19 protein-coding genes and 1 tRNA gene are annotated in these 16428 nt (G+C 63.1%); 9 read left to right on the forward strand and 11 right to left on the reverse strand.

All coding sequences use genetic code 11. From position 1 onward, the window contains the following. Position 1 precedes the first annotated feature (1 nt). Positions 2 to 1249: an NAD(P)/FAD-dependent oxidoreductase gene (locus ACJA3S_RS18915; protein WP_406819589.1), complete on the forward strand. Its 1248-nt coding sequence runs from the start codon at positions 2 to 4 to the stop codon at positions 1247 to 1249. A gap of 321 nt (positions 1250 to 1570) precedes the next feature. Here the strand turns inward: ACJA3S_RS18915 and xenA are convergent, their stop codons facing one another. Continuing rightward, on the reverse strand, positions 1571 to 2662 hold the full coding sequence (gene xenA / locus ACJA3S_RS18920) for a xenobiotic reductase XenA (RefSeq protein WP_406819590.1): 1092 nt from the start codon (positions 2660 to 2662) through the stop codon (positions 1571 to 1573). A gap of 50 nt (positions 2663 to 2712) precedes the next feature. Between xenA and ACJA3S_RS18925 the strand changes: the two genes are divergently transcribed. Further along, positions 2713 to 3048 carry an ArsR/SmtB family transcription factor gene (locus ACJA3S_RS18925; protein WP_406819591.1) on the forward strand — a complete coding sequence of 112 codons (336 nt, stop codon included), beginning with the start codon at positions 2713 to 2715 and terminating at the stop codon, positions 3046 to 3048. Positions 3049 to 3216: 168 nt separating this feature from the next. On the opposite strand, the gene mqo is transcribed toward ACJA3S_RS18925, so the two are convergent. Then, the gene (gene mqo / locus ACJA3S_RS18930) at positions 3217 to 4854 is read right to left on the reverse strand and encodes a malate dehydrogenase (quinone) (protein WP_406819592.1); all 1638 of its coding nucleotides are present in this window, start codon (positions 4852 to 4854) and stop codon (positions 3217 to 3219) included. Between mqo and ACJA3S_RS18935 the strand changes: the two genes are divergently transcribed. Then, on the forward strand, positions 4847 to 5086 hold the full coding sequence (locus ACJA3S_RS18935; RefSeq protein ID WP_406819593.1) for a hypothetical protein: 240 nt from the start codon (positions 4847 to 4849) through the stop codon (positions 5084 to 5086). The two genes, mqo and ACJA3S_RS18935, sit on opposite strands and share 8 nt — an antisense overlap. Before the next feature lie 96 nt (positions 5087 to 5182). Here the strand turns inward: ACJA3S_RS18935 and ACJA3S_RS18940 are convergent, their stop codons facing one another. Further along, entirely contained in the window at positions 5183 to 5374 is a 192-nt protein-coding gene (locus ACJA3S_RS18940) for a YhfL family protein (RefSeq protein ID WP_046616491.1), read from the reverse strand. Positions 5375 to 5835: 461 nt separating this feature from the next. On the opposite strand from ACJA3S_RS18940, the gene ACJA3S_RS18945 reads away from it, so the two are divergent. The 3 genes from ACJA3S_RS18945 to ACJA3S_RS18955 all read left to right on the forward strand — a co-directional run bounded on the left by ACJA3S_RS18945 (position 5836) and on the right by ACJA3S_RS18955 (position 7085). Continuing rightward, positions 5836 to 6099, forward strand: a complete 264-nt coding sequence (locus ACJA3S_RS18945) for a hypothetical protein (protein ID WP_406819594.1) — start codon at positions 5836 to 5838, stop codon at positions 6097 to 6099. A 135-nt stretch (positions 6100 to 6234) separates the two neighbouring features. Beyond that, the gene (locus ACJA3S_RS18950; RefSeq protein ID WP_406819595.1) at positions 6235 to 6507 is read left to right on the forward strand and encodes a DUF3077 domain-containing protein; all 273 of its coding nucleotides are present in this window, start codon (positions 6235 to 6237) and stop codon (positions 6505 to 6507) included. Positions 6508 to 6737: 230 nt separating this feature from the next. Further along, entirely contained in the window at positions 6738 to 7085 is a 348-nt protein-coding gene (locus tag ACJA3S_RS18955; protein WP_406819596.1) for an addiction module antidote protein, read from the forward strand. Between the two features lie 99 nt (positions 7086 to 7184). Here ACJA3S_RS18955 and ACJA3S_RS18960 read toward each other — a convergent pair. The 5 genes from ACJA3S_RS18960 to dapA form a co-directional block, all read right to left on the reverse strand. Further along, a tRNA-Ser gene (locus ACJA3S_RS18960) sits at positions 7185 to 7274 on the reverse strand. A gap of 91 nt (positions 7275 to 7365) precedes the next feature. After that, the gene (gene purC / locus ACJA3S_RS18965) at positions 7366 to 8076 is read right to left on the reverse strand and encodes a phosphoribosylaminoimidazolesuccinocarboxamide synthase (protein WP_004375217.1); all 711 of its coding nucleotides are present in this window, start codon (positions 8074 to 8076) and stop codon (positions 7366 to 7368) included. Between the two features lie 30 nt (positions 8077 to 8106). Then, complete coding sequence (locus tag ACJA3S_RS18970) at positions 8107 to 8865, reverse strand: MBL fold metallo-hydrolase (protein ID WP_406819597.1); 759 nt, start codon at positions 8863 to 8865, stop codon at positions 8107 to 8109. Continuing rightward, a complete protein-coding gene (gene bamC, locus ACJA3S_RS18975; protein ID WP_170031511.1) occupies positions 8866 to 9987 on the reverse strand; it encodes an outer membrane protein assembly factor BamC in 1122 nt (373 codons plus the stop codon). Positions 9988 to 10002: 15 nt separating this feature from the next. After that, positions 10003 to 10890, reverse strand: coding sequence for a 4-hydroxy-tetrahydrodipicolinate synthase (gene dapA / locus ACJA3S_RS18980; RefSeq protein WP_406819598.1), 888 nt, complete (start codon positions 10888 to 10890; stop codon positions 10003 to 10005). A 259-nt stretch (positions 10891 to 11149) separates the two neighbouring features. On the opposite strand from dapA, the gene ACJA3S_RS18985 reads away from it, so the two are divergent. Continuing rightward, a complete protein-coding gene (locus ACJA3S_RS18985; RefSeq protein ID WP_013973793.1) occupies positions 11150 to 11710 on the forward strand; it encodes a glycine cleavage system protein R in 561 nt (186 codons plus the stop codon). A 9-nt stretch (positions 11711 to 11719) separates the two neighbouring features. Then, positions 11720 to 12193 carry a peroxiredoxin gene (locus ACJA3S_RS18990; protein ID WP_406819599.1) on the forward strand — a complete coding sequence of 158 codons (474 nt, stop codon included), beginning with the start codon at positions 11720 to 11722 and terminating at the stop codon, positions 12191 to 12193. 116 nt (positions 12194 to 12309) lie between these two features. Here the strand turns inward: ACJA3S_RS18990 and ACJA3S_RS18995 are convergent, their stop codons facing one another. Further along, positions 12310 to 13380: an AI-2E family transporter gene (locus ACJA3S_RS18995; RefSeq protein WP_170031519.1), complete on the reverse strand. Its 1071-nt coding sequence runs from the start codon at positions 13378 to 13380 to the stop codon at positions 12310 to 12312. A gap of 19 nt (positions 13381 to 13399) precedes the next feature. Further along, on the reverse strand, positions 13400 to 13639 hold the full coding sequence (locus tag ACJA3S_RS19000; RefSeq protein ID WP_012273752.1) for a sulfurtransferase TusA family protein: 240 nt from the start codon (positions 13637 to 13639) through the stop codon (positions 13400 to 13402). Positions 13640 to 13761: 122 nt separating this feature from the next. Here ACJA3S_RS19000 and ACJA3S_RS19005 point away from each other — a divergent pair, with 122 nt between their 5' ends. Further along, on the forward strand, positions 13762 to 15198 hold the full coding sequence (locus tag ACJA3S_RS19005; protein WP_406819600.1) for a M48 family metalloprotease: 1437 nt from the start codon (positions 13762 to 13764) through the stop codon (positions 15196 to 15198). 108 nt (positions 15199 to 15306) lie between these two features. Here the strand turns inward: ACJA3S_RS19005 and nadA are convergent, their stop codons facing one another. Next, positions 15307 to 16365 (reverse strand): quinolinate synthase NadA, encoded by a 1059-nt coding sequence (gene nadA, locus ACJA3S_RS19010; RefSeq protein ID WP_170031525.1) that lies wholly within the window; start codon positions 16363 to 16365, stop codon positions 15307 to 15309. Between the last annotated feature and the right edge of the window lie 63 nt (positions 16366 to 16428).

The raw sequence follows: 16428 nt of genomic DNA on the forward strand, positions 1-16428 counted from the left end.
CATGCTCGATAACCGTGAAAGCGATATCGCCGTGGTCGGCGCCGGCATTGTCGGTGTCGCCTGCGCCCTGCAACTGGCCCGCCAGGGGCGCCGGGTCATGCTGATCGACCGCCAGGCACCCGGCCACGGCGCGTCCTACGGCAATGCCGGGCACCTGGCTACCGAGCAGGTGTTCCCGATTGCCGACCTGTCGATCCTCAAGCGCCTGCCACGCATGCTGCTGGACCCGATGGGCCCGCTGCGCCTGGACTGGAAGTACCTGCCCAGGGCCATGCCCTGGTTCACCCGGCTGCTGCTCAACCTGCGCCCGGCGCCGTTCCAGCGCAGCGTGGCCGGTATCCGCCAGTTGAACGAAGGCAGCCTGGGCGCCTGGCAGCGGCTGCTGGGCTCGATCGGGCGCAGCGCACTGTTCCGCGAAGATGGCTCGTTGCTGGTGTTCGAGCGGCCCGAATCGCGCGCGGCACTGGAGGCCTTGCGCGCCCGCATGCAACAGCAGGCGGTGCCAGTCGACTTGTGGTCGGCGCAAAGCGTGCGCGCAGCGGCGCCACAGCTCAGCTCGTCGCTGCTGGGTGGGTTGTTCTTTCCGCGTACCGGGCACTTCATCGACCCTTACCGGGTGGTGTGCGAGCTGTTCGAAGCGGCCAAGGCCAGCGGCGTGCGTTTTGTCCAGGCGCAAGTCGAGGGCGGCCAGTTGCACAGCGGCGGGGTCAGCCTGGCCAGCGGCCAGGGGACACTCCGTGCGCGCCAGGTGTTGATCAGCTGCGGTGCGCATTCTGCCCGGCTGACCGCCGCGCTGACCGGCAAGCGTGTGCCGCTGGATACCGAGCGCGGCTATCACTTGATGCTGCCTGGCGAGCAGCAGCGTTTGCCATTTGCGGTCACCTCCCTGGAGCGCAAGTTCATCATGACCCCCATGGCCGAGGGCTTGCGCCTGGCGGGCACGGTCGAGTTCGCCGGGCTGGAGGCACCGCCAAGCATGCAGCGGGCCTGGCAGTTGCACCGCCTGAGCAAGGGCTTGTTCCAACGCGAGTTGAGTGCCGAAGGGGCAACCCCGTGGATGGGCTTTCGGCCTTCGCTGCCGGATTCGTTGCCGGTGATCGACCGGGTGTGCGATGGGCGGGTGCTGCTGGCGTTCGGGCATCAGCACCTGGGGCTGACCCAGGCGGCGCTGACAGCGGAATGGGTGGGAAGGTTGGCTGAGATGGCCGGTGGACCGGAGATGATGGCTTACCGGTTGGATCGGTTTTAGCCTGCGCTGGCCTCTTCGCGGGTGAACCCGCTCCCACAGGGATCGCACAGGCCTTGAGGGCAGTGGAGAACCTGTGGGAGCGGGTTTACCCGCGACCTGGGGCTGACCCAGGCGGCGCTGACGGCGGAATGGGTGGGAAGGTTGGCTGAGATGGCCGGTGGGCCGGAGATGGTGGCTTACCGGTTGGATCGGTTTTAGCCTGTGCTGGCCTCTTCGCGGGTGAACCCGCTCCCACAGGGATCGCACAGGCCTTGAGGGCAGTGGAGACCCTGTGGGAGCGGGTTTACCCGCGAATGGGCTGCAAAGCAGCCCCTTCATGCCTCAGCGATAACGCTCGAGCCAGTGTGCATAAGGTGCCGGCAAGGTCCAGGCGGCTTTCTCCACCCCCAGTTCCTTCGCTGCAAAATAGGCCCAGTGCGGGTCCGCCAGATGCGCCCGGCCTACCGACACCAGGTCCAGCTGGTTGGCCTGCAGCGCCGCTTCCGCCAGTTGCGGTGTACCGAAGCCCCACGCCGACGTTACCGGCAGCTTCGCCTCACGGCGCACGCGCTCGGCAATCGGCCCCATGAACGCCGGGCCCCACGGGATATTGGTCTCGGGGATGGTAAAGCCGACGCTCACGCTCAGCAAATCAAGGCCACCAGCCTTGAAACGGCGCGCCAGCTCGATCGATTCTTCCAGGGTCTGCTCATCGCGGCCATCGTACTCCAGCACCCCGAAGCGCGCGGTCAGCGGCAGGTTCTCCGGCCACACTTCGCGCACTGCCGCCAGGGTTTCCAGAAGGAAGCGGCTGCGGTTGTCGAAGCTGCCACCGTAGGCGTCGGTGCGCTTGTTGGAATGTTCGGAGAAGAAGCTCTGGCCCAGGTAACCATGGGCGAAGTGCAGCTCGATCCACTCGAAACCGGCATCACGCGCACGCCGCGCGGCATCGACGAAGTCCTGCTTGACCCGGGCGATGTCGGCCAGGGTCATCTCCCGCGGCACTTTCGGCAGGTGCGCGCCAAAGGCAATGGCAGACGGGGCGATGGTTTCCCAGCCGCGCGCGTCGTCGGCGGCAATGTGGTCGTCACCTTCCCACGGGCGGTTGGCGCTGGCCTTGCGCCCGGCGTGGGCAATCTGGATACCCGGCACGGCACCCGCGGCCTTGATTGCCTGCACCACCGGCACGAAGGCCTGGGCGTGGGCATCGCTCCAGATCCCGGCGCAACCGGGGGTGATGCGCCCTTCCGGCGCCACTGCAGTGGCTTCGACCACCAGCAGGCCGGCACCGCCGCGGGCCAGGCCGGCCAGGTGCACATGGTGCCAATCGTTGATCATGCCGTCTTCGGCCATGTACTGGCACATGGGCGGAATGGCGATGCGGTTGCGCAGGGTGACGTCCTTGAGGGTGTAGGGTTCGAACAGAGCGGACATGGGCAAGCTCCCGGGCTATGTGATTACGATTGTTCGATCATAATCGAACTATGGCAATTAATGATAGCCCCGTTATCATGACGCTCATGCGAGCCTATCAACATCCCAATTCCGAAGACCTGACCCTCGAACGCCTGCTCTATGCCCTGAGCGACCCGGTGCGCCTTGGCATCGTGCGCCACCTGGCGGGCGTGGCCGAAGCCAGCTGCGGCGAGCTGGACGGCGGCCGGCCGAAGTCGAGCATGTCCCACCACTTTCGCGTGTTGCGTGACGCGGGGCTGGTGCATACCCGCAATGTCGGCACCACCCATATGAATTCGCTGCGTAGCGAGATGCTGGGGGAGCGGTTTCCCGGGTTGCTGGACTGCATTCTGCGGCAGCATTGATTTTCCTGTGCCGGCCTCTTCGCGGGTAAACCCGCTCCCACACGGGCCGCGTCGGCCACAGGCTTGGCGCTATCCCTGTGGGAGCGGGCTTACCCGCGAAAGGGCTCGAACAGGCAACAAAAAAAGCCACGAGGTTTCCCCCGTGGCTTCTTGCACAACGATGGCCGCTTACAGCGCCATGTCGTTCTCAGGCTTGCTTTCCGCCGGCTGGCTCGGTGCAACCGTGGTACCGACGCTGGCGTCGATCACCGGTGGTTTCTCCAGCTGCAGCACTTCAGCGGTGTAGTTCCACTCTTTCTGGGTGGCCGCTGCCGAGTCGTTCAGCTTGGTGCCGTAGCTTGGCACGATCTGCTTGATCTTGGCCTGCCACTCTGGGGTAGCGACCTTCTCCTTGAACACGGTTTCCAGCACGTTCAGCATGATCGGCGCAGCGGTCGAAGCACCTGGCGATGCGCCCAGCAGGCCGGCGATGGTGCGGTCTTCGGAGGCAACCACTTCGGTGCCCAGCTTCAGCACACCGCCCTTCTCGGCATCACGCTTGATGATCTGCACGCGCTGGCCGGCCTGCCACAGTTTCCAGTCTTCCTTCTTGGCGTTCGGGAAGTAGGTACGCAGGGCTTCGAAGCGGTCATCGTCAGACAGCATCAGCTGGCCAGCAAGGTACTCGACCAGCGGGTACTGGTCGATACCGACCTTGGTCATTGGCCACACGTTGTGGGTGGTGGTGCTGCTCAGCAGGTCCAGGTACGAGCCGTTCTTCAGGAACTTGGTCGAGAAGGTAGCGAATGGGCCAAACAGGATCACCCGCTTGCCGTCCAGCACACGGGTGTCCAGGTGCGGTACCGACATGGGTGGCGCGCCGGTCGAGGCGATGCCGTAGGCCTTGGCCATGTGCTGCATGGCGATGGTCGGGTTCTCGGTCACCAGGAACGAGCCACCCACCGGGAAGCCTGCGTATTCCTTGGCTTCAGGAATGCCCGACTTCTGCAGCAGCTTCAGTGCGCCGCCGCCGGCACCGATGAACAGGAACTTGGCGTCGGTGGCCGACTCGCTACCGTCCTTCAGGTTCTTGTACTCGACGTGCCAGGAGCCGTCCTTGTTGCGGGTGATGTCCTGCACTTCGCTGGACAGCTTCAGGTCGAAGTTTTCCTGGGTTTTCAGGTGGCCGACGAACTGGCGGGTGATCTCGCCGAAGTTGACGTCGGTACCGATCGGTGTCCAGGTCACGGCCAGCTTCTGGTTCGGGTCGCGGCCTTCCATCATCAGCGGGACCCACTTGGCAATCTGCGCGTGGTCCTCGGAGTACTGCATCGGGCGGAACAGCGGGCTGGCCTGCAGCGCGTCGTAACGCTTCTTGAGGAACTTGATGTTGTCATCGCCCCACACGAAGCTCATGTGCGGCGTGGTGTTGATGAACGAGTGCGGGTTCTTCAGCACGCCCTGGCGCACCTGCCAGGCCCAGAACTGGCGGGAGATCTGGAAGGCTTCGTTGATTTCGATGGCCTTGCTGATGTTGACGTTGCCGTCTTTGTCTTCCGGGGTGTAGTTCAGCTCGGCCAGTGCGGAGTGGCCGGTACCGGCGTTGTTCCAGCCGTTGGAGCTTTCTTCGGCCACGCCGTCCAGGCGCTCGACCATTTCCATCGACCAGCTTGGCTCCAGCTCGTGCAGCCACACGGCCAGGGTGGAGCTCATGATGCCGCCGCCGACCAGCAGCACGTCTACTTTCTTGGTTTCTGCGGCGTACGCTTGCATGCAGCTTGCAGCGACAGCCAGGCCCAGCAAGGTCTTGCCAGCTTTCTTGAACATTGATCAATTCCAGTCAGGAGAACGGAGGGCGGGCCTGTGGCTGGCCCAGGTGACGCGTGTTCTTCAGCGCAGGCTTGTTGTGATCATTGTTCAGCAGCCAGAGAACCAGAAAACGACCCGGCCTTTTGTCGAATTGACCGACAGCGCTGAATCGTTTTTCTGGATTGTAACCGAATTGCCAGCACAAACAAATTGCCGCCCGGCGCGTCAAGGCGGCGGGTTGCCCCAGTGACGGATTGCCGCGCCGGCAAACAAAAACCCCCGGCCATGTACATGACCGGGGGCCTTGGATCACGCCGCAAGCGTCGCGATCAGGGTACCGCCAAGATTACTGCTGCTGAGGCAGTTTATCGATCGGGCCGCAGCCACCGATGATCTTGGAGATGGAAACCGAAGGGTGGAACAGGTAGTCGTAGCTGCAGTTTTTCGGCTGGTTGTAAACTTGGCCAGTGCAACCCGACAGCAGGGCAACACCCGAAACGACAGCAACGGCTACGGTAGCCTTGAACAGCTTTTTCATACTAAATCCTTTATATGAAATCATCTTCGGCCATCATTCTGATGGCGCGGGGATGATACAGAACCCGAGCCTTGGATCCAAGTCGCAATGTGCGCTGGCTTGTTGCTGTTGTAGGAGCGGCCTTGTGTCGCGATGGGCCGCAAAGCGGCCCCCGGTCTACAACCGAAACTCAGAATAATCCCCTTCCATGTAGGCAATTTCCCAAACATACTGCCAAACCGCTCAAACTGTTGCGACGGATTAAGTCGCGCTCTAGTCTCGGCTTGTCGTTGCGAATTCAACGACCGGCTTTGACAGGCCGACAATTTCCCGCACACGTGCACTGTTTATGGCGGCTGTACGTGGGGCACCTCGTGTGCGCCGAGTTACTCCGGGATCCTCGGTCTGTCAACCCATGTACAGCTGCCACCCTCTTGTTTGACAGCAAGTTCGCGGCGGCTCCAATGATCCTGGAGATGTGTATGCGCAAGATGGTCCCCGATCCACCCCACTCCCTCGACTCTACCCAGGCGCTGCAAGACACCCTGGTCCAATCCTCAGAGTACGTACTCTGCGCGCTGTTCGTCGCTCGCCAGTCCGTGCAACTCAAACCCGCTGCGCCAAGTTCGATCGTGATGCAGGCCGTTATCCATGAAATGGAGGCGGTACAGGGCCTGGTCGAAACGGCATTGATGCAATTGCAGATGCAGGCCCATTTACCGGCTGATCCACGAACTTTGCACTAGCAGGCCTGGCCTCTTCGCGGGCACGCCCGCTCCCACCGGGGTAATCATTGCACTCGAGACTGCGCCGTACCTGTGGGAGCGGGCGCGCCCGCGAAGAGACCGGCCCAGAGACCCAAGATTCCAGGGAGTAAAACAATGCCCACCGACGACACAAAGCAACCCACCACAGCCGGCAAGACCTGCTTCTACCAAGGCGAAAACAACACCCACCCGCTGTTCCGCATCGCACCCGGCATACCCTGCCAGGACGCCCGCGAACAGGCCTCCGAACTGATGGGCTACGTCCGCGACCTGATTATCACCGGCCTGATGGACGGCGACCAGAAACTGATCTGGGCTTCGCATTACCTCAGTGCGATGGCCAAGGCGCTGCTGGACGATGCCGAATTGGGGATGATGAAAAAATAAGCCACAACGAAAAAGCCCCTGGAGAGGTGAACATCCAGGGGGTCCATCTATCGCATTCGATGCCATGTAGTCCATTTCCCAAATCTACGCCAAACCTGCTCTGACTATTGCCTGTGCTCAACCCGCCCGCTTAGCCTCATCGCGCAGCACTTGGTCACTTATCGACAAGGACAACACAGAGCCATCAAGCGAGCCAAGGAAATCCTTGATGCTGTAAGAGGTAAACAACGATGAGCGACAAATTCACCCCCGAGGACATGTCCATCCTTGAGCTGGACTTGAGCAATACCAAGCGGTTCGAGGCTTCCCGGTTTCTAGACAGCCCCGAAACCATCGCAGCTTTCCTGGCAGAAGCAATGAAAGCTAACGACGCTCAAACCCTGATGCATGCGTTGGGCGAAGTGGCGAAAGCCAAGGGCGTGAACCAATTTGCACAAGAGGCGGGCGTCAACCGTGAATCGCTTTACAAGACTTTGAGGGGTGGCGATAAGACACGCTTCTCAACTATTCAGAAGCTGATGCTGGCTTTGGGGGTTGAGCTGACAGTGAGGCCACTTCAGAAGCTCCCAGCTTCTTAATAGGAGCCGCCCAACAGGCAAGCAGAACGCCAAATCGGTTGCCGGTCCAACAACGAAAAAGCCCCTGGAAACTTTCGCTTCCAGGGGCTTCATCTTGTATGGCGGAGAGATAGGGATTTGAACCCTAGGTACTGTTGCCAGTACAACGGATTTCGAATCCGTCCCGTTCGACCACTCCGGCATCTCTCCAATGCCGCGCATCATACCAGCGTTCTTTTGAAAGGCAAATCTTTTTTTCAAAAAAATCGCGTGGTATCAGGCGCTTGCGTGAACGTAGCGCTTACAGCGGCACGCCCAGGCGCTTGGCAACTTCTTCGTAGGCTTCGATCACGTCGCCCAGGCCCTGGCGGAAGCGGTCCTTGTCCATCTTCTTGCGGGTCTCTTTGTCCCACAGGCGGCAGCCGTCCGGGCTGAACTCGTCGCCCAGCACGATCTGGCCGTGGAATACACCGAACTCCAGCTTGAAGTCGACCAGCAGCAGGCCGGCGTCATCGAACAGCTTGCTCAGCACTTCGTTGACCTTCAGCGACAGCTTTTTCATTTCCGCCAGTTGCTCGGCGGTGCCCCAGCCGAACGCGACAACGTGGGATTCGTTGATGAAGGGGTCGCCCTTCTCGTCGTTCTTCAGGAACAGTTCGAAGGTGGACGGCTCCAGCTTGATGCCCTCCTCCACGCCCAGGCGCTTGACCAGGCTGCCGGCGGCGTAGTTGCGCACCACGCACTCGACCGGGATCATGTCCAGCTTCTTCACCAGGCACTCGTTGTCGCCCAGCAGCTTGTCGAACTGGGTCGGCACGCCGGCTTCTTCGAGTTTTTGCATGATGAAGGCGTTGAACTTGTTGTTCACCATGCCTTTGCGGTCGAGCTGTTCGATGCGCTTGCCGTCGAACGCCGACGTGTCGTTACGGAACAGCAGGATCAAGCGGTCGGCGTCGTCGGTCTTGTAAACCGATTTGGCCTTGCCGCGGTAGAGTTCGTCGCGTTTTTCCATGATTGGGCTCCGCTTGCTTGAGGTGTTGGGCTAGGCGATTTCACGCCAGTCGAGCCCGTGTTCCTGATTCGCCACCTGGAGCCAGTCCGGGTCGCACCCGAGGGTGTCGACGAAGCACTGGCGAGCCAAGTGTGGCAGGTTGTTCTTGCTGCTGAGGTGGGCCAGCACCAGGTGTTGCAGGTTGCTCCAGCCCAACTCGTGCACCAGGCGCGCGGCCTGGTGATTGTTCAAATGCCCTTGCAGGCCACCCACCCGCCGCTTGAGGAAGGCCGGGTAGTGGCCACGCGCCAACAGGTCGCGGCAGTGGTTGGCCTCGATCAGCAGTGCATCCAGGCCCTGGTAACGCTCCAGCAGGCGGGCGTCGTACGAGCCCAGGTCGGTCAGCATGCCGAAGCGCCGCTGGCCGTCGCCGACCACGTATTGCAGTGGTTCGTAGGCGTCGTGCTCGACGCGTGCCGCGCTCACCTCCAGGCTGCCGATACGCAGGCTGTCGCCACAGGCGAGAAAACCGGCCACCTCCAGCGGTTTGCGCAAGCCGCGCAAGGTCCCTTGGCTGAGGTAGACCGGTACATTGTAGCGCCGCGACAGCAAGCCGACCCCATGCACGTGGTCGGCATGTTCGTGGGTGACCAGTACCGCACTGAGCTGGGCCGGCGACACGCCGAGCAGCGCCAGGCGCCGCTCGGTCTCGCGCAGGGAAAAGCCGCAATCGACCAGGATGAACGTGTCACCACTGGCGATCAGCGTGCCGTTTCCCTGGCTGCCGCTTCCGAGTACCGCGAAGCGCACTTAGCCCAGGTGGTCCTGAATGGCGCTGAGCACGCGGCGGGCGACATCGGCCGGAGCCACGGTGTTGATGTTCTTCTCGACCGTGACCTGCACGCTGTCACCCACCTTGCTCAGGCGTACCTGATAACGCTCGGCACGGGCTTCACGCTCTTCCTTGGTCGGTTCGCTGCCGAACATGCGGCCGAAGAAGCCAGGCTCGTTCTGCTTGTCTTCGGGCTTTTCCGACAGGTTGATGTAGTACAGGCCCAGGCTGCGGTTGATGTCCTCGACGCGCCACTGGCCGCCCTGCTCCAGGGCACGGCCCACGCTGGACCAGGCACGGTCCAGGTCGGCGCCCAGGTACAGCACCGGGTTGCCACTGCCATCTTCGCTCAGGCTGACGCGGCTGGGTGCGTCGAAGTCGCGCGCGGCCAGCAGCGATACCGAACCGCCCTTCTCGGCGCTGCGGTTCATGCTGGCGAGCATTTCGTCGACCAGCAGGGCATCAGCTGCGGTATTGCTGGAGCTGGACGGGAAGTCCGGCTCGGCGGTGCTGCCGGCCGGGCGCTCGACGCTGACCACGTACACTTCGGAGGTGTTGCGCTGCACGCCAGGCTCCATGCGCACCCGCACGCGCACTTCGCTGTCACTGCTGCTGGCGGTGCTGGCCAAGCGCTGGCCGAGGGCGGCCGACAGCTCGTCGAAACGCTGCCAGGTGGTGTTGAATTCACCGGTCTGCGGGCGCTCTTCGGCGATGCGGAAGCCATTGTCCTCGAAGAACTGGCGCGCCACCGGCCACACTTCAGCCGGCGAGTGCTGGGCCAGTACCCAACGGCTGCTGCCGCTGCGCTGCAGGCTGTAGTCGGTGACCTGGGCGGCGCCGCCGGTCAACGGTTGCGGGCGCGGCACCTCGAACTCGCCCGTGGCGTTGTCGTCGGCGACGTTACGCGGAATCGGCAGCAGCGGGTCAAGGCGCTTGATGTTGCTGGCGTCCGGCGGCAGCTGCATCGGCGCGGTCGGGTGCGCCTGCAGGTAATCGCTGCCGCGGTCGCGGAAATAGCCATCCTCGCCCCACAGCCAGCCACACCCACTGGTGCTGGAAATGATCAGGGCAAGGGCAGAAAGACCAGCCAGTCGCTTCATGCGGTGTACTTCCTCTTAAACCAGTACGCCGGACTGGCGCAAGGCAGTACGGACTTTTTCGTGGCAGCCTTCGCTCAGCCAGGTCAGCGGCAGGCGAATGCCTTTTTGCATCAGGCCCATTTCGACGAGTGCCCATTTCACCGGAATCGGGTTGGACTCGCAGAACAGGTCTTTGTGCAGCGGCATGAGTTTTTCGTTGATTGCGCGGGCCTTCTCGGCATTGCCCGCAAGGGCGGCCTCGCACAGGTCGGCCATTTCGCGCGGGGCGACGTTGGCGGTGACGGAAATGTTGCCCTTGCCGCCCATCAGGATCAGCTCGACGGCGGTCGGGTCGTCACCGGACAGGACGATGAAGTCGCGGTCGACGCCATCGAGGATGGCCTTGGCGCGGGCCAGGTCGCCGGTGGCTTCCTTGATGCCAATGATGTTCTTGACCTTCGACAGGCGGATCACGGTCTCGGCCTGCATGTCGCAGGAGGTGCGGCCGGGTACGTTGTAGAGGATCTGCGGGATGTCGACGGCTTCGGCAATGTGCTTGAAGTGCTGGTACAGGCCTTCCTGGGTCGGCTTGTTGTAGTACGGCACGACCAGCAGGCAGGCATCGGCACCGGCGCTCTTGGCGTTCTGGGTCAGGTGCACGGCTTCGGCAGTGGAGTTGGCACCGGTGCCGGCAATGACCGGCACGCGGCGGCTGCTGCGCTTGACCCGCTCGACCACGTGCTTGATGACCAGGATGTGCTCTTCGACATCCAGCGTGGCCGACTCGCCAGTGGTGCCGACAGCGACGATCGCGTGGGTGCCGTTTTCCAGGTGGAAGTCTACAAGTTTGTCGAGGCTGTCCCAGTCAAGACGCCCTTGTGCATCCATGGGAGTGACCAACGCCACCATACTGCCCGCAATCATGTAACTGCTCCTGCCGGAAAAAGAGAGCGGTAATGGTACTGGGGGCATCGGCCTTGCACAAGCGAAGCAGGCGGGCGGAGCATTCCCCTCGGCGCCTTATTTCGCTACCCTTGATGCTTTGATCGGTGCAGCGCGGCCCGCCGGGCCGTCGACCTTGCTCCCCGCCAGCGTCCACGACCTCGCATGCGAGCCCCGGGCCCTGCCGACAGGAGGCTTTCGCCCGTCCTGTGCCGACCGCTCATCGCTTTAGGAATGCTGCATGTCCACCCCCACCGTCCGCGAACAATTCCTTGTCATCAGTGCCCTGGGCCCGAACCCCATGGAACTGGCCAACGTCCTCAGCCGCGCTGCGTTCGAGAACCGCTGCGCGGTGGTTACCTCGCGCCTGAGCCGCCACGGCGAGACCAGCGCCCTGGTACTGCAGGTGGGCGGCAGCTGGGATGCCCTGGCACGCCTCGAAGCCATGCTGCCGGGCCTGGGCAAGAAGCACGGCCTGACCCTCGACGTGGTGCGCAGCGCCGACCAGGAAGTGCGCCCGCAGGCCCTGCCCTACGTGGCCTACGTCAGCGCCGCCTACCGCCCGGACATCATCAACGAGCTGTGCCAGTTCTTCCTCGACCACCGCGTCGAACTGGAAGCCATGACCTGCGACACCTACCTGGCGCCGCAAACCGGCAGCAGCATGCTCAACGCGCAGTTCACCGTGATCCTGCCGGCCGGCACCCAGATCAGCTGGCTGCGTGACCAGTTCCTGGACTTTGCCGATGCGCTGAACCTGGACGCGCTGATCGAGCCCTGGCGCCCACAGAACCCCATGTAAGGAGCCACCATGGCCGTAGCACTCGACCAACCGGTCGCCGATTTCCAGGCCCAGGCCACCAGCGGGCAAACCGTGAGCCTGGGCCAACTCAAGGGCCGCCAGGTGGTGGTGTACTTCTACCCGAAGGACAGCACGCCGGGCTGCACCACCGAAGGCCAGGGTTTCCGTGACCAGCATGACGCCTTTGCCGCGGCCAACACCGTGGTGTTCGGCGTGTCGCGCGACGGCATCAAGTCGCATGAGAACTTCAAGGCCAAGCAAGGCTTCCCGTTCGAGCTGATCAGCGACAAGGACGAGGCGCTGTGCCAGCTGTTCGACGTGATCAAGCTGAAGAAGCTGTATGGCAAGGAATACCTGGGCGTCGACCGCAGCACCTTCCTGATCGACAAGCACGGTGTGCTGCGCCAGGAATGGCGCGGGGTGAAGGTGCCGGGGCATGTGGATGCCGTATTGACTGCTGCCCAGGCCCTGAACAAGGCTTGAGATTGCTGTGGGCTGCTTTGCAGCCCTTCGCGGGCACGCCCTCTCCCACAGAAATCGAGCCGGAAGCTGTGGGAGCGGGCGTGCCCGCGAAGGGCCGCAAAGCGGCCCCAATTGCATCAAAGCATCGGCGAAACACTAGGCTCCTGCCGTGGCCAGGCATCCAGCACGGCCTTGATCAAGGTCGCCAGCGGGATCGCGAAGAAGATCCCCCAGAACCCCCACAACCCGCCAAACAGCAGCACCGCGCAAATGATCGCCACCGGGTGCAGGCTCACCGCCTCGGAGAACAGCAGCGGTACCAGCACGTTGCCGTCCAGCGCCTGGATAATCGCGTATACCGTCATCAGGTAGATGAACTGGTCACCCCAGCCCCACTGGAACAACGCAATCAGGGTCACCGGCACGGTCACCACCACTGCACCCACGTACGGCACCACCACCGACAGCCCCACCAGCAGGGCCAGCAGCGCGGCATAGTTGAGCCCGAGGCTGATAAAGGCGATGTAGGTAGCAATGCCGCAGATCAGGATCTCGATGCCCTTGCCGCGGATATAGTTGGCGATCTGCCGGTTCATCTCGCTGCCCACGCGGTTCAGCAGGGTGCGCTGGCGTGGCAGGTAGCCACTGACCCAACGGCCGATCAGTTCGCGGTCCTTGAGGAAGAAGAACACCAGGATCGGCACCAGCACCAGGTAGATCATGGCGTTGACCAGCAGCGGCAGGCTGGACAGCGAGAAGGTCAGTGCCCACTGGCCGAACTTGCCGATTTCCCCGCGCACCGACTCGATGGCATGCAGCACCTGCTCGTCCGACACCAGGTGCGGGTAACGCTCGGGCAACAGCAACAGCAGCGACTGCCATTTGCCGAGCATGCCCGGCAGCTCGTTGAACAGGGTGATCAGCTGATGCCACAGCAGCGGCACCAGCACCAGCATGAACACGGCCAGCGCGCCCATGAACAGGGCGAACACCAGCAGCACCGCCAACCGGGTCGGCACCCGCAGGCGCTCCAGGGCATTGACCAGCCCCTGCATGAGGAACGCCAGCACCATGCCTGCCAGTACCGGCGCGAGCATGCCACCCAGGGTAAGCACTGCGGTAAAAGCCAGGAACAACAAGACCGCCAGCACCACCGCTTCCTCATCCGAGAAGTAGCGCTGCATCCAGTCGCGAAGCACTTTGAACATTGACGATCCTTGGAAAGACTCAGGCCTTGCGCAGCCAGTAAGTGTAGGTGCCAGCCTCGGCCGTCTCCTGCAGCAGGGTATGACCGGCCAGCTGGGCGAAAGTGCGGAAGTCGCGTTGCGAACCGGCGTCGGTGGCAATCACCTTGAGCACCGCGCCGCTGGCCAGGCGGTTGAGCTCCATCTTGGCCTTGAGCAGCGGCAGCGGGCAATTCAGCCCGCTGGCGTCCAGCTCGGCGTCACAGGTCAGGGTGTCACTCATTGCGCGGCTCTCCAAAGGCGTTGCCAGGCTGCGGCCTGGTTGGGTCGGCTAGGATAGCGCCACTGGTCGCCAACGTGTGAGCCCGCTACAGTAGGTATCTTTGACCGACGCGAGTTTCATGCATGAATCTACTGCGCCCTACCCTGCTGACGCTGGCCTGCCTGTTGGCCCTCCCTGGCCATGCAGACGACCTGCCTTCACTGGGCGACGCCAGTTCCGCAATCGTCTCGCCCCAACAGGAACACCAGCTTGGCCGCGCCTGGCTGAGCCTGTTGCGTGGCCAGGTCAACCAGCTGAACGATCCGCAACTCAAGGACTATGTTGAAACCAGCGTGTACCGCCTGGCCGAAACCAGCCAGTTACAGGACCGGCGCCTGGAATTCATCCTCATCGACAGCCGTGAACTGAACGCCTTCGCGGCCCCGGGCGGTATCGTCGGGGTCAACGGCGGGCTGTTCCTCAACGCCCAGACCGAAGGCGAATACGCCTCGGTACTGGCCCACGAACTGGCGCACTTGTCGCAACGCCACTTCGCTCGCGGCGTCGAGGCCCAGCAGCGCATGCAGCTGCCGATGATGGCGGCACTGCTGGCCGGCATCGTGCTGGCGGCCGGCGGCGGTGGCGATGCCGGTATCGGCGTGATCGCCGGCACCCAGGCGGCGGCGATCCAGGAACAGCGGCGCTTCTCGCGGCAGAACGAACAGGAAGCCGACCGCATCGGCATCCAGAACCTGGAAAAGGCCGGCTACGACCCGCGCAACATGCCAACCATGTTCGAACGCCTGGCGCGGCAATACCGCTATGACGCCAAGCCGCCGGAGTTTCTGCTGACCCACCCGGTGACCGAATCGCGTATCGCCGACACCCGCAACCGTGCCGAGCAGGCGCCCAAGGGCGGCGTCGAGGACAGCATGCGCTACCAGCTGATCCGCGCGCGGGTGGCACTGACCTACGAAGGCACCCCAGGGCTGGCGGCCAAGCGCTTCCGCGCCCAGCTGGATGAAGACCCGAAGCTGGACGCAGCGCGTTACGGCCTGGCCCTGGCGCAGATCAAGGGCGGCCAGCTCAACGAAGCGCGGGAGAACCTCAAGCCGTTGCTGGCCAAAGCGCCTAACGACATCACCTATAACCTGGCGCAAATCGACCTGGACATCACCAACAATCGCCTGGCCGACGCACAGCAGCGGGCCGAGCGCATGCAGGGGCTGTACCCGGGCAACTACCCGTTGAAGCAGGTACGTGCCGACCTGCTGGTGAAGCAGAACAAGCCTGCCGAGGCTGAAAAGGTCTTGAATGACTTGGTGAAAAGCCGCCCGGATGACCCGGACGTGTGGTACGACATGGCCGAAGTGCGCGGCTTGTCGGGCAATACCATCGGCTTGCACCGGGCGCGGGCCGAATACTTCACGCTGGTGGGGGATTTTGACCAGGCGATCCAGCAGCTGGATTACGCCAAGCGCCGGGCTGGCGGCAACTTCCCGCTGGCGGCGCAGATTGACCAGCGCCAGCGCGAGATCATGGAACAGCAGCGCATGGTTCGGGAGATGATGGGGCGCTGAGGGCCATTCGCGGGCACGCCCGCTCCCACAGGTACTGCACCGCTTGTAAGGGCGGTGCAGTACCTGTGGGAGCGGGCGTGCCCGCGAAGAAAGCGACGCGGTCTGGCGTCAGGCGTTACCGGACAACTTCAGGCGCGCGGCCTGGGTAAAGTCCAGCATGCGGTTCAGCGGCTTGATCGCCTTCGGCACCAGTGCCGGGTCGACGAAGATCTCGTTGGTACCCTTGCGCAGGCAATCCAGCACCCGCTCCAGGGTATTCATCGCCATCCACGGGCAGTGCGCACAGCTGCGGCAGGCCGCGCCGTTACCGGCGGTCGGAGCCTCGACGAACTCCTTGTCCGGGCACAGCTGCTGCATCTTGTAGAAGATGCCACGGTCGGTGGCGACGATGAAGGTCTTGTTCGGCAGGGTCTGGGCAGCCTTGATCAGCTGGCTGGTGGAACCGACCGCATCGGCCAGCTCGATCACCGCCTCGGGCGATTCAGGGTGCACCAGAATCGCCGCGTCCGGATACAGCGCTTTCATGTCGGCCAGCTGGCGCGACTTGAACTCTTCGTGAACGATGCAGGCACCGTCCCACAGCAGCATGTCGGCGCCGGTCTGCTTCTGGATGTAGCGGCCCAGATGCTGGTCGGGGCCCCAGATGATGGTTTCGCCGTTGTCCATCAGGCTCTCGACGATCTCCAGCGCACAGCTTGAAGTCACCACCCAGTCGGCACGGGCTTTCACCGCCGCGGAAGTGTTGGCATAGACCACCACGGTGCGCTCGGGGTGCTGGTCGCAGAAGGCCGAGAACTCCTCTACCGGGCAACCCAGGTCGAGCGAGCAGGTAGCCTCCAGGGTCGGCATCAGCACGCGCTTTTCCGGGGTGAGGATCTTTGCGGTCTCGCCCATGAAACGCACACCGGCAACCACTACGGTTTGCGCCGGGTGGTTCTTGCCGAAGCGGGCCATTTCCAGCGAGTCGGACACGCAGCCGCCGGTTTCTTCGGCCAGCGCCTGGATGACCGGGTCGCAGTAGTAATGGGCGACCAGTACGGCGTTCTGCGCCTTGAGCTCGGCAGCAATGGCCGCACGGTATTCGGCCTCCTGCTCGGCTGTCAGCGGGTTGGGCTGCTTGGCGTCGAGGTGGGCCTGAACCAACAGGCGTTCGGAAATCTGGGTCATGATCGCTGGACCTGCAGGCGCGTGCGCGCGTCGAATCGAGTGTATCACCCGGCCCTGGCAGAT

The organism is Pseudomonas sp. KnCO4, assembly GCF_045344305.1.
GTDB lineage: Bacteria > Pseudomonadota > Gammaproteobacteria > Pseudomonadales > Pseudomonadaceae > Aquipseudomonas > Aquipseudomonas anuradhapurensis.

What these genes read in the sequence shown, in the direction of transcription:
- ACJA3S_RS18925 (WP_406819591.1), top strand. Translation starts at nt 2,713, where the DNA reads ATGGCAATTAATGATAGCCCCGTTATCATGACGCTCATGCGAGCCTAT.
- ACJA3S_RS19005 (WP_406819600.1), top strand. Translation starts at nt 13,762, where the DNA reads ATGAATCTACTGCGCCCTACCCTGCTGACGCTGGCCTGCCTGTTGGCC.
- bamC (WP_170031511.1), bottom strand. Translation starts at nt 9,987, where the DNA reads ATGAAGCGACTGGCTGGTCTTTCTGCCCTTGCCCTGATCATTTCCAGC.
- xenA (WP_406819590.1), bottom strand. Translation starts at nt 2,662, where the DNA reads ATGTCCGCTCTGTTCGAACCCTACACCCTCAAGGACGTCACCCTGCGC.
- ACJA3S_RS18940 (WP_046616491.1), bottom strand. Translation starts at nt 5,374, where the DNA reads ATGAAAAAGCTGTTCAAGGCTACCGTAGCCGTTGCTGTCGTTTCGGGT.
- ACJA3S_RS18950 (WP_406819595.1), top strand. Translation starts at nt 6,235, where the DNA reads ATGCCCACCGACGACACAAAGCAACCCACCACAGCCGGCAAGACCTGC.
- ACJA3S_RS18915 (WP_406819589.1), top strand. Translation starts at nt 2, where the DNA reads ATGCTCGATAACCGTGAAAGCGATATCGCCGTGGTCGGCGCCGGCATT.
- nadA (WP_170031525.1), bottom strand. Translation starts at nt 16,365, where the DNA reads ATGACCCAGATTTCCGAACGCCTGTTGGTTCAGGCCCACCTCGACGCC.
- ACJA3S_RS18995 (WP_170031519.1), bottom strand. Translation starts at nt 13,380, where the DNA reads ATGTTCAAAGTGCTTCGCGACTGGATGCAGCGCTACTTCTCGGATGAG.
- purC (WP_004375217.1), bottom strand. Translation starts at nt 8,076, where the DNA reads ATGGAAAAACGCGACGAACTCTACCGCGGCAAGGCCAAATCGGTTTAC.
- ACJA3S_RS18955 (WP_406819596.1), top strand. Translation starts at nt 6,738, where the DNA reads ATGAGCGACAAATTCACCCCCGAGGACATGTCCATCCTTGAGCTGGAC.
- dapA (WP_406819598.1), bottom strand. Translation starts at nt 10,890, where the DNA reads ATGATTGCGGGCAGTATGGTGGCGTTGGTCACTCCCATGGATGCACAA.
- ACJA3S_RS19000 (WP_012273752.1), bottom strand. Translation starts at nt 13,639, where the DNA reads ATGAGTGACACCCTGACCTGTGACGCCGAGCTGGACGCCAGCGGGCTG.
- ACJA3S_RS18945 (WP_406819594.1), top strand. Translation starts at nt 5,836, where the DNA reads ATGCGCAAGATGGTCCCCGATCCACCCCACTCCCTCGACTCTACCCAG.
- ACJA3S_RS18985 (WP_013973793.1), top strand. Translation starts at nt 11,150, where the DNA reads ATGTCCACCCCCACCGTCCGCGAACAATTCCTTGTCATCAGTGCCCTG.
- ACJA3S_RS18990 (WP_406819599.1), top strand. Translation starts at nt 11,720, where the DNA reads ATGGCCGTAGCACTCGACCAACCGGTCGCCGATTTCCAGGCCCAGGCC.
- mqo (WP_406819592.1), bottom strand. Translation starts at nt 4,854, where the DNA reads ATGTTCAAGAAAGCTGGCAAGACCTTGCTGGGCCTGGCTGTCGCTGCA.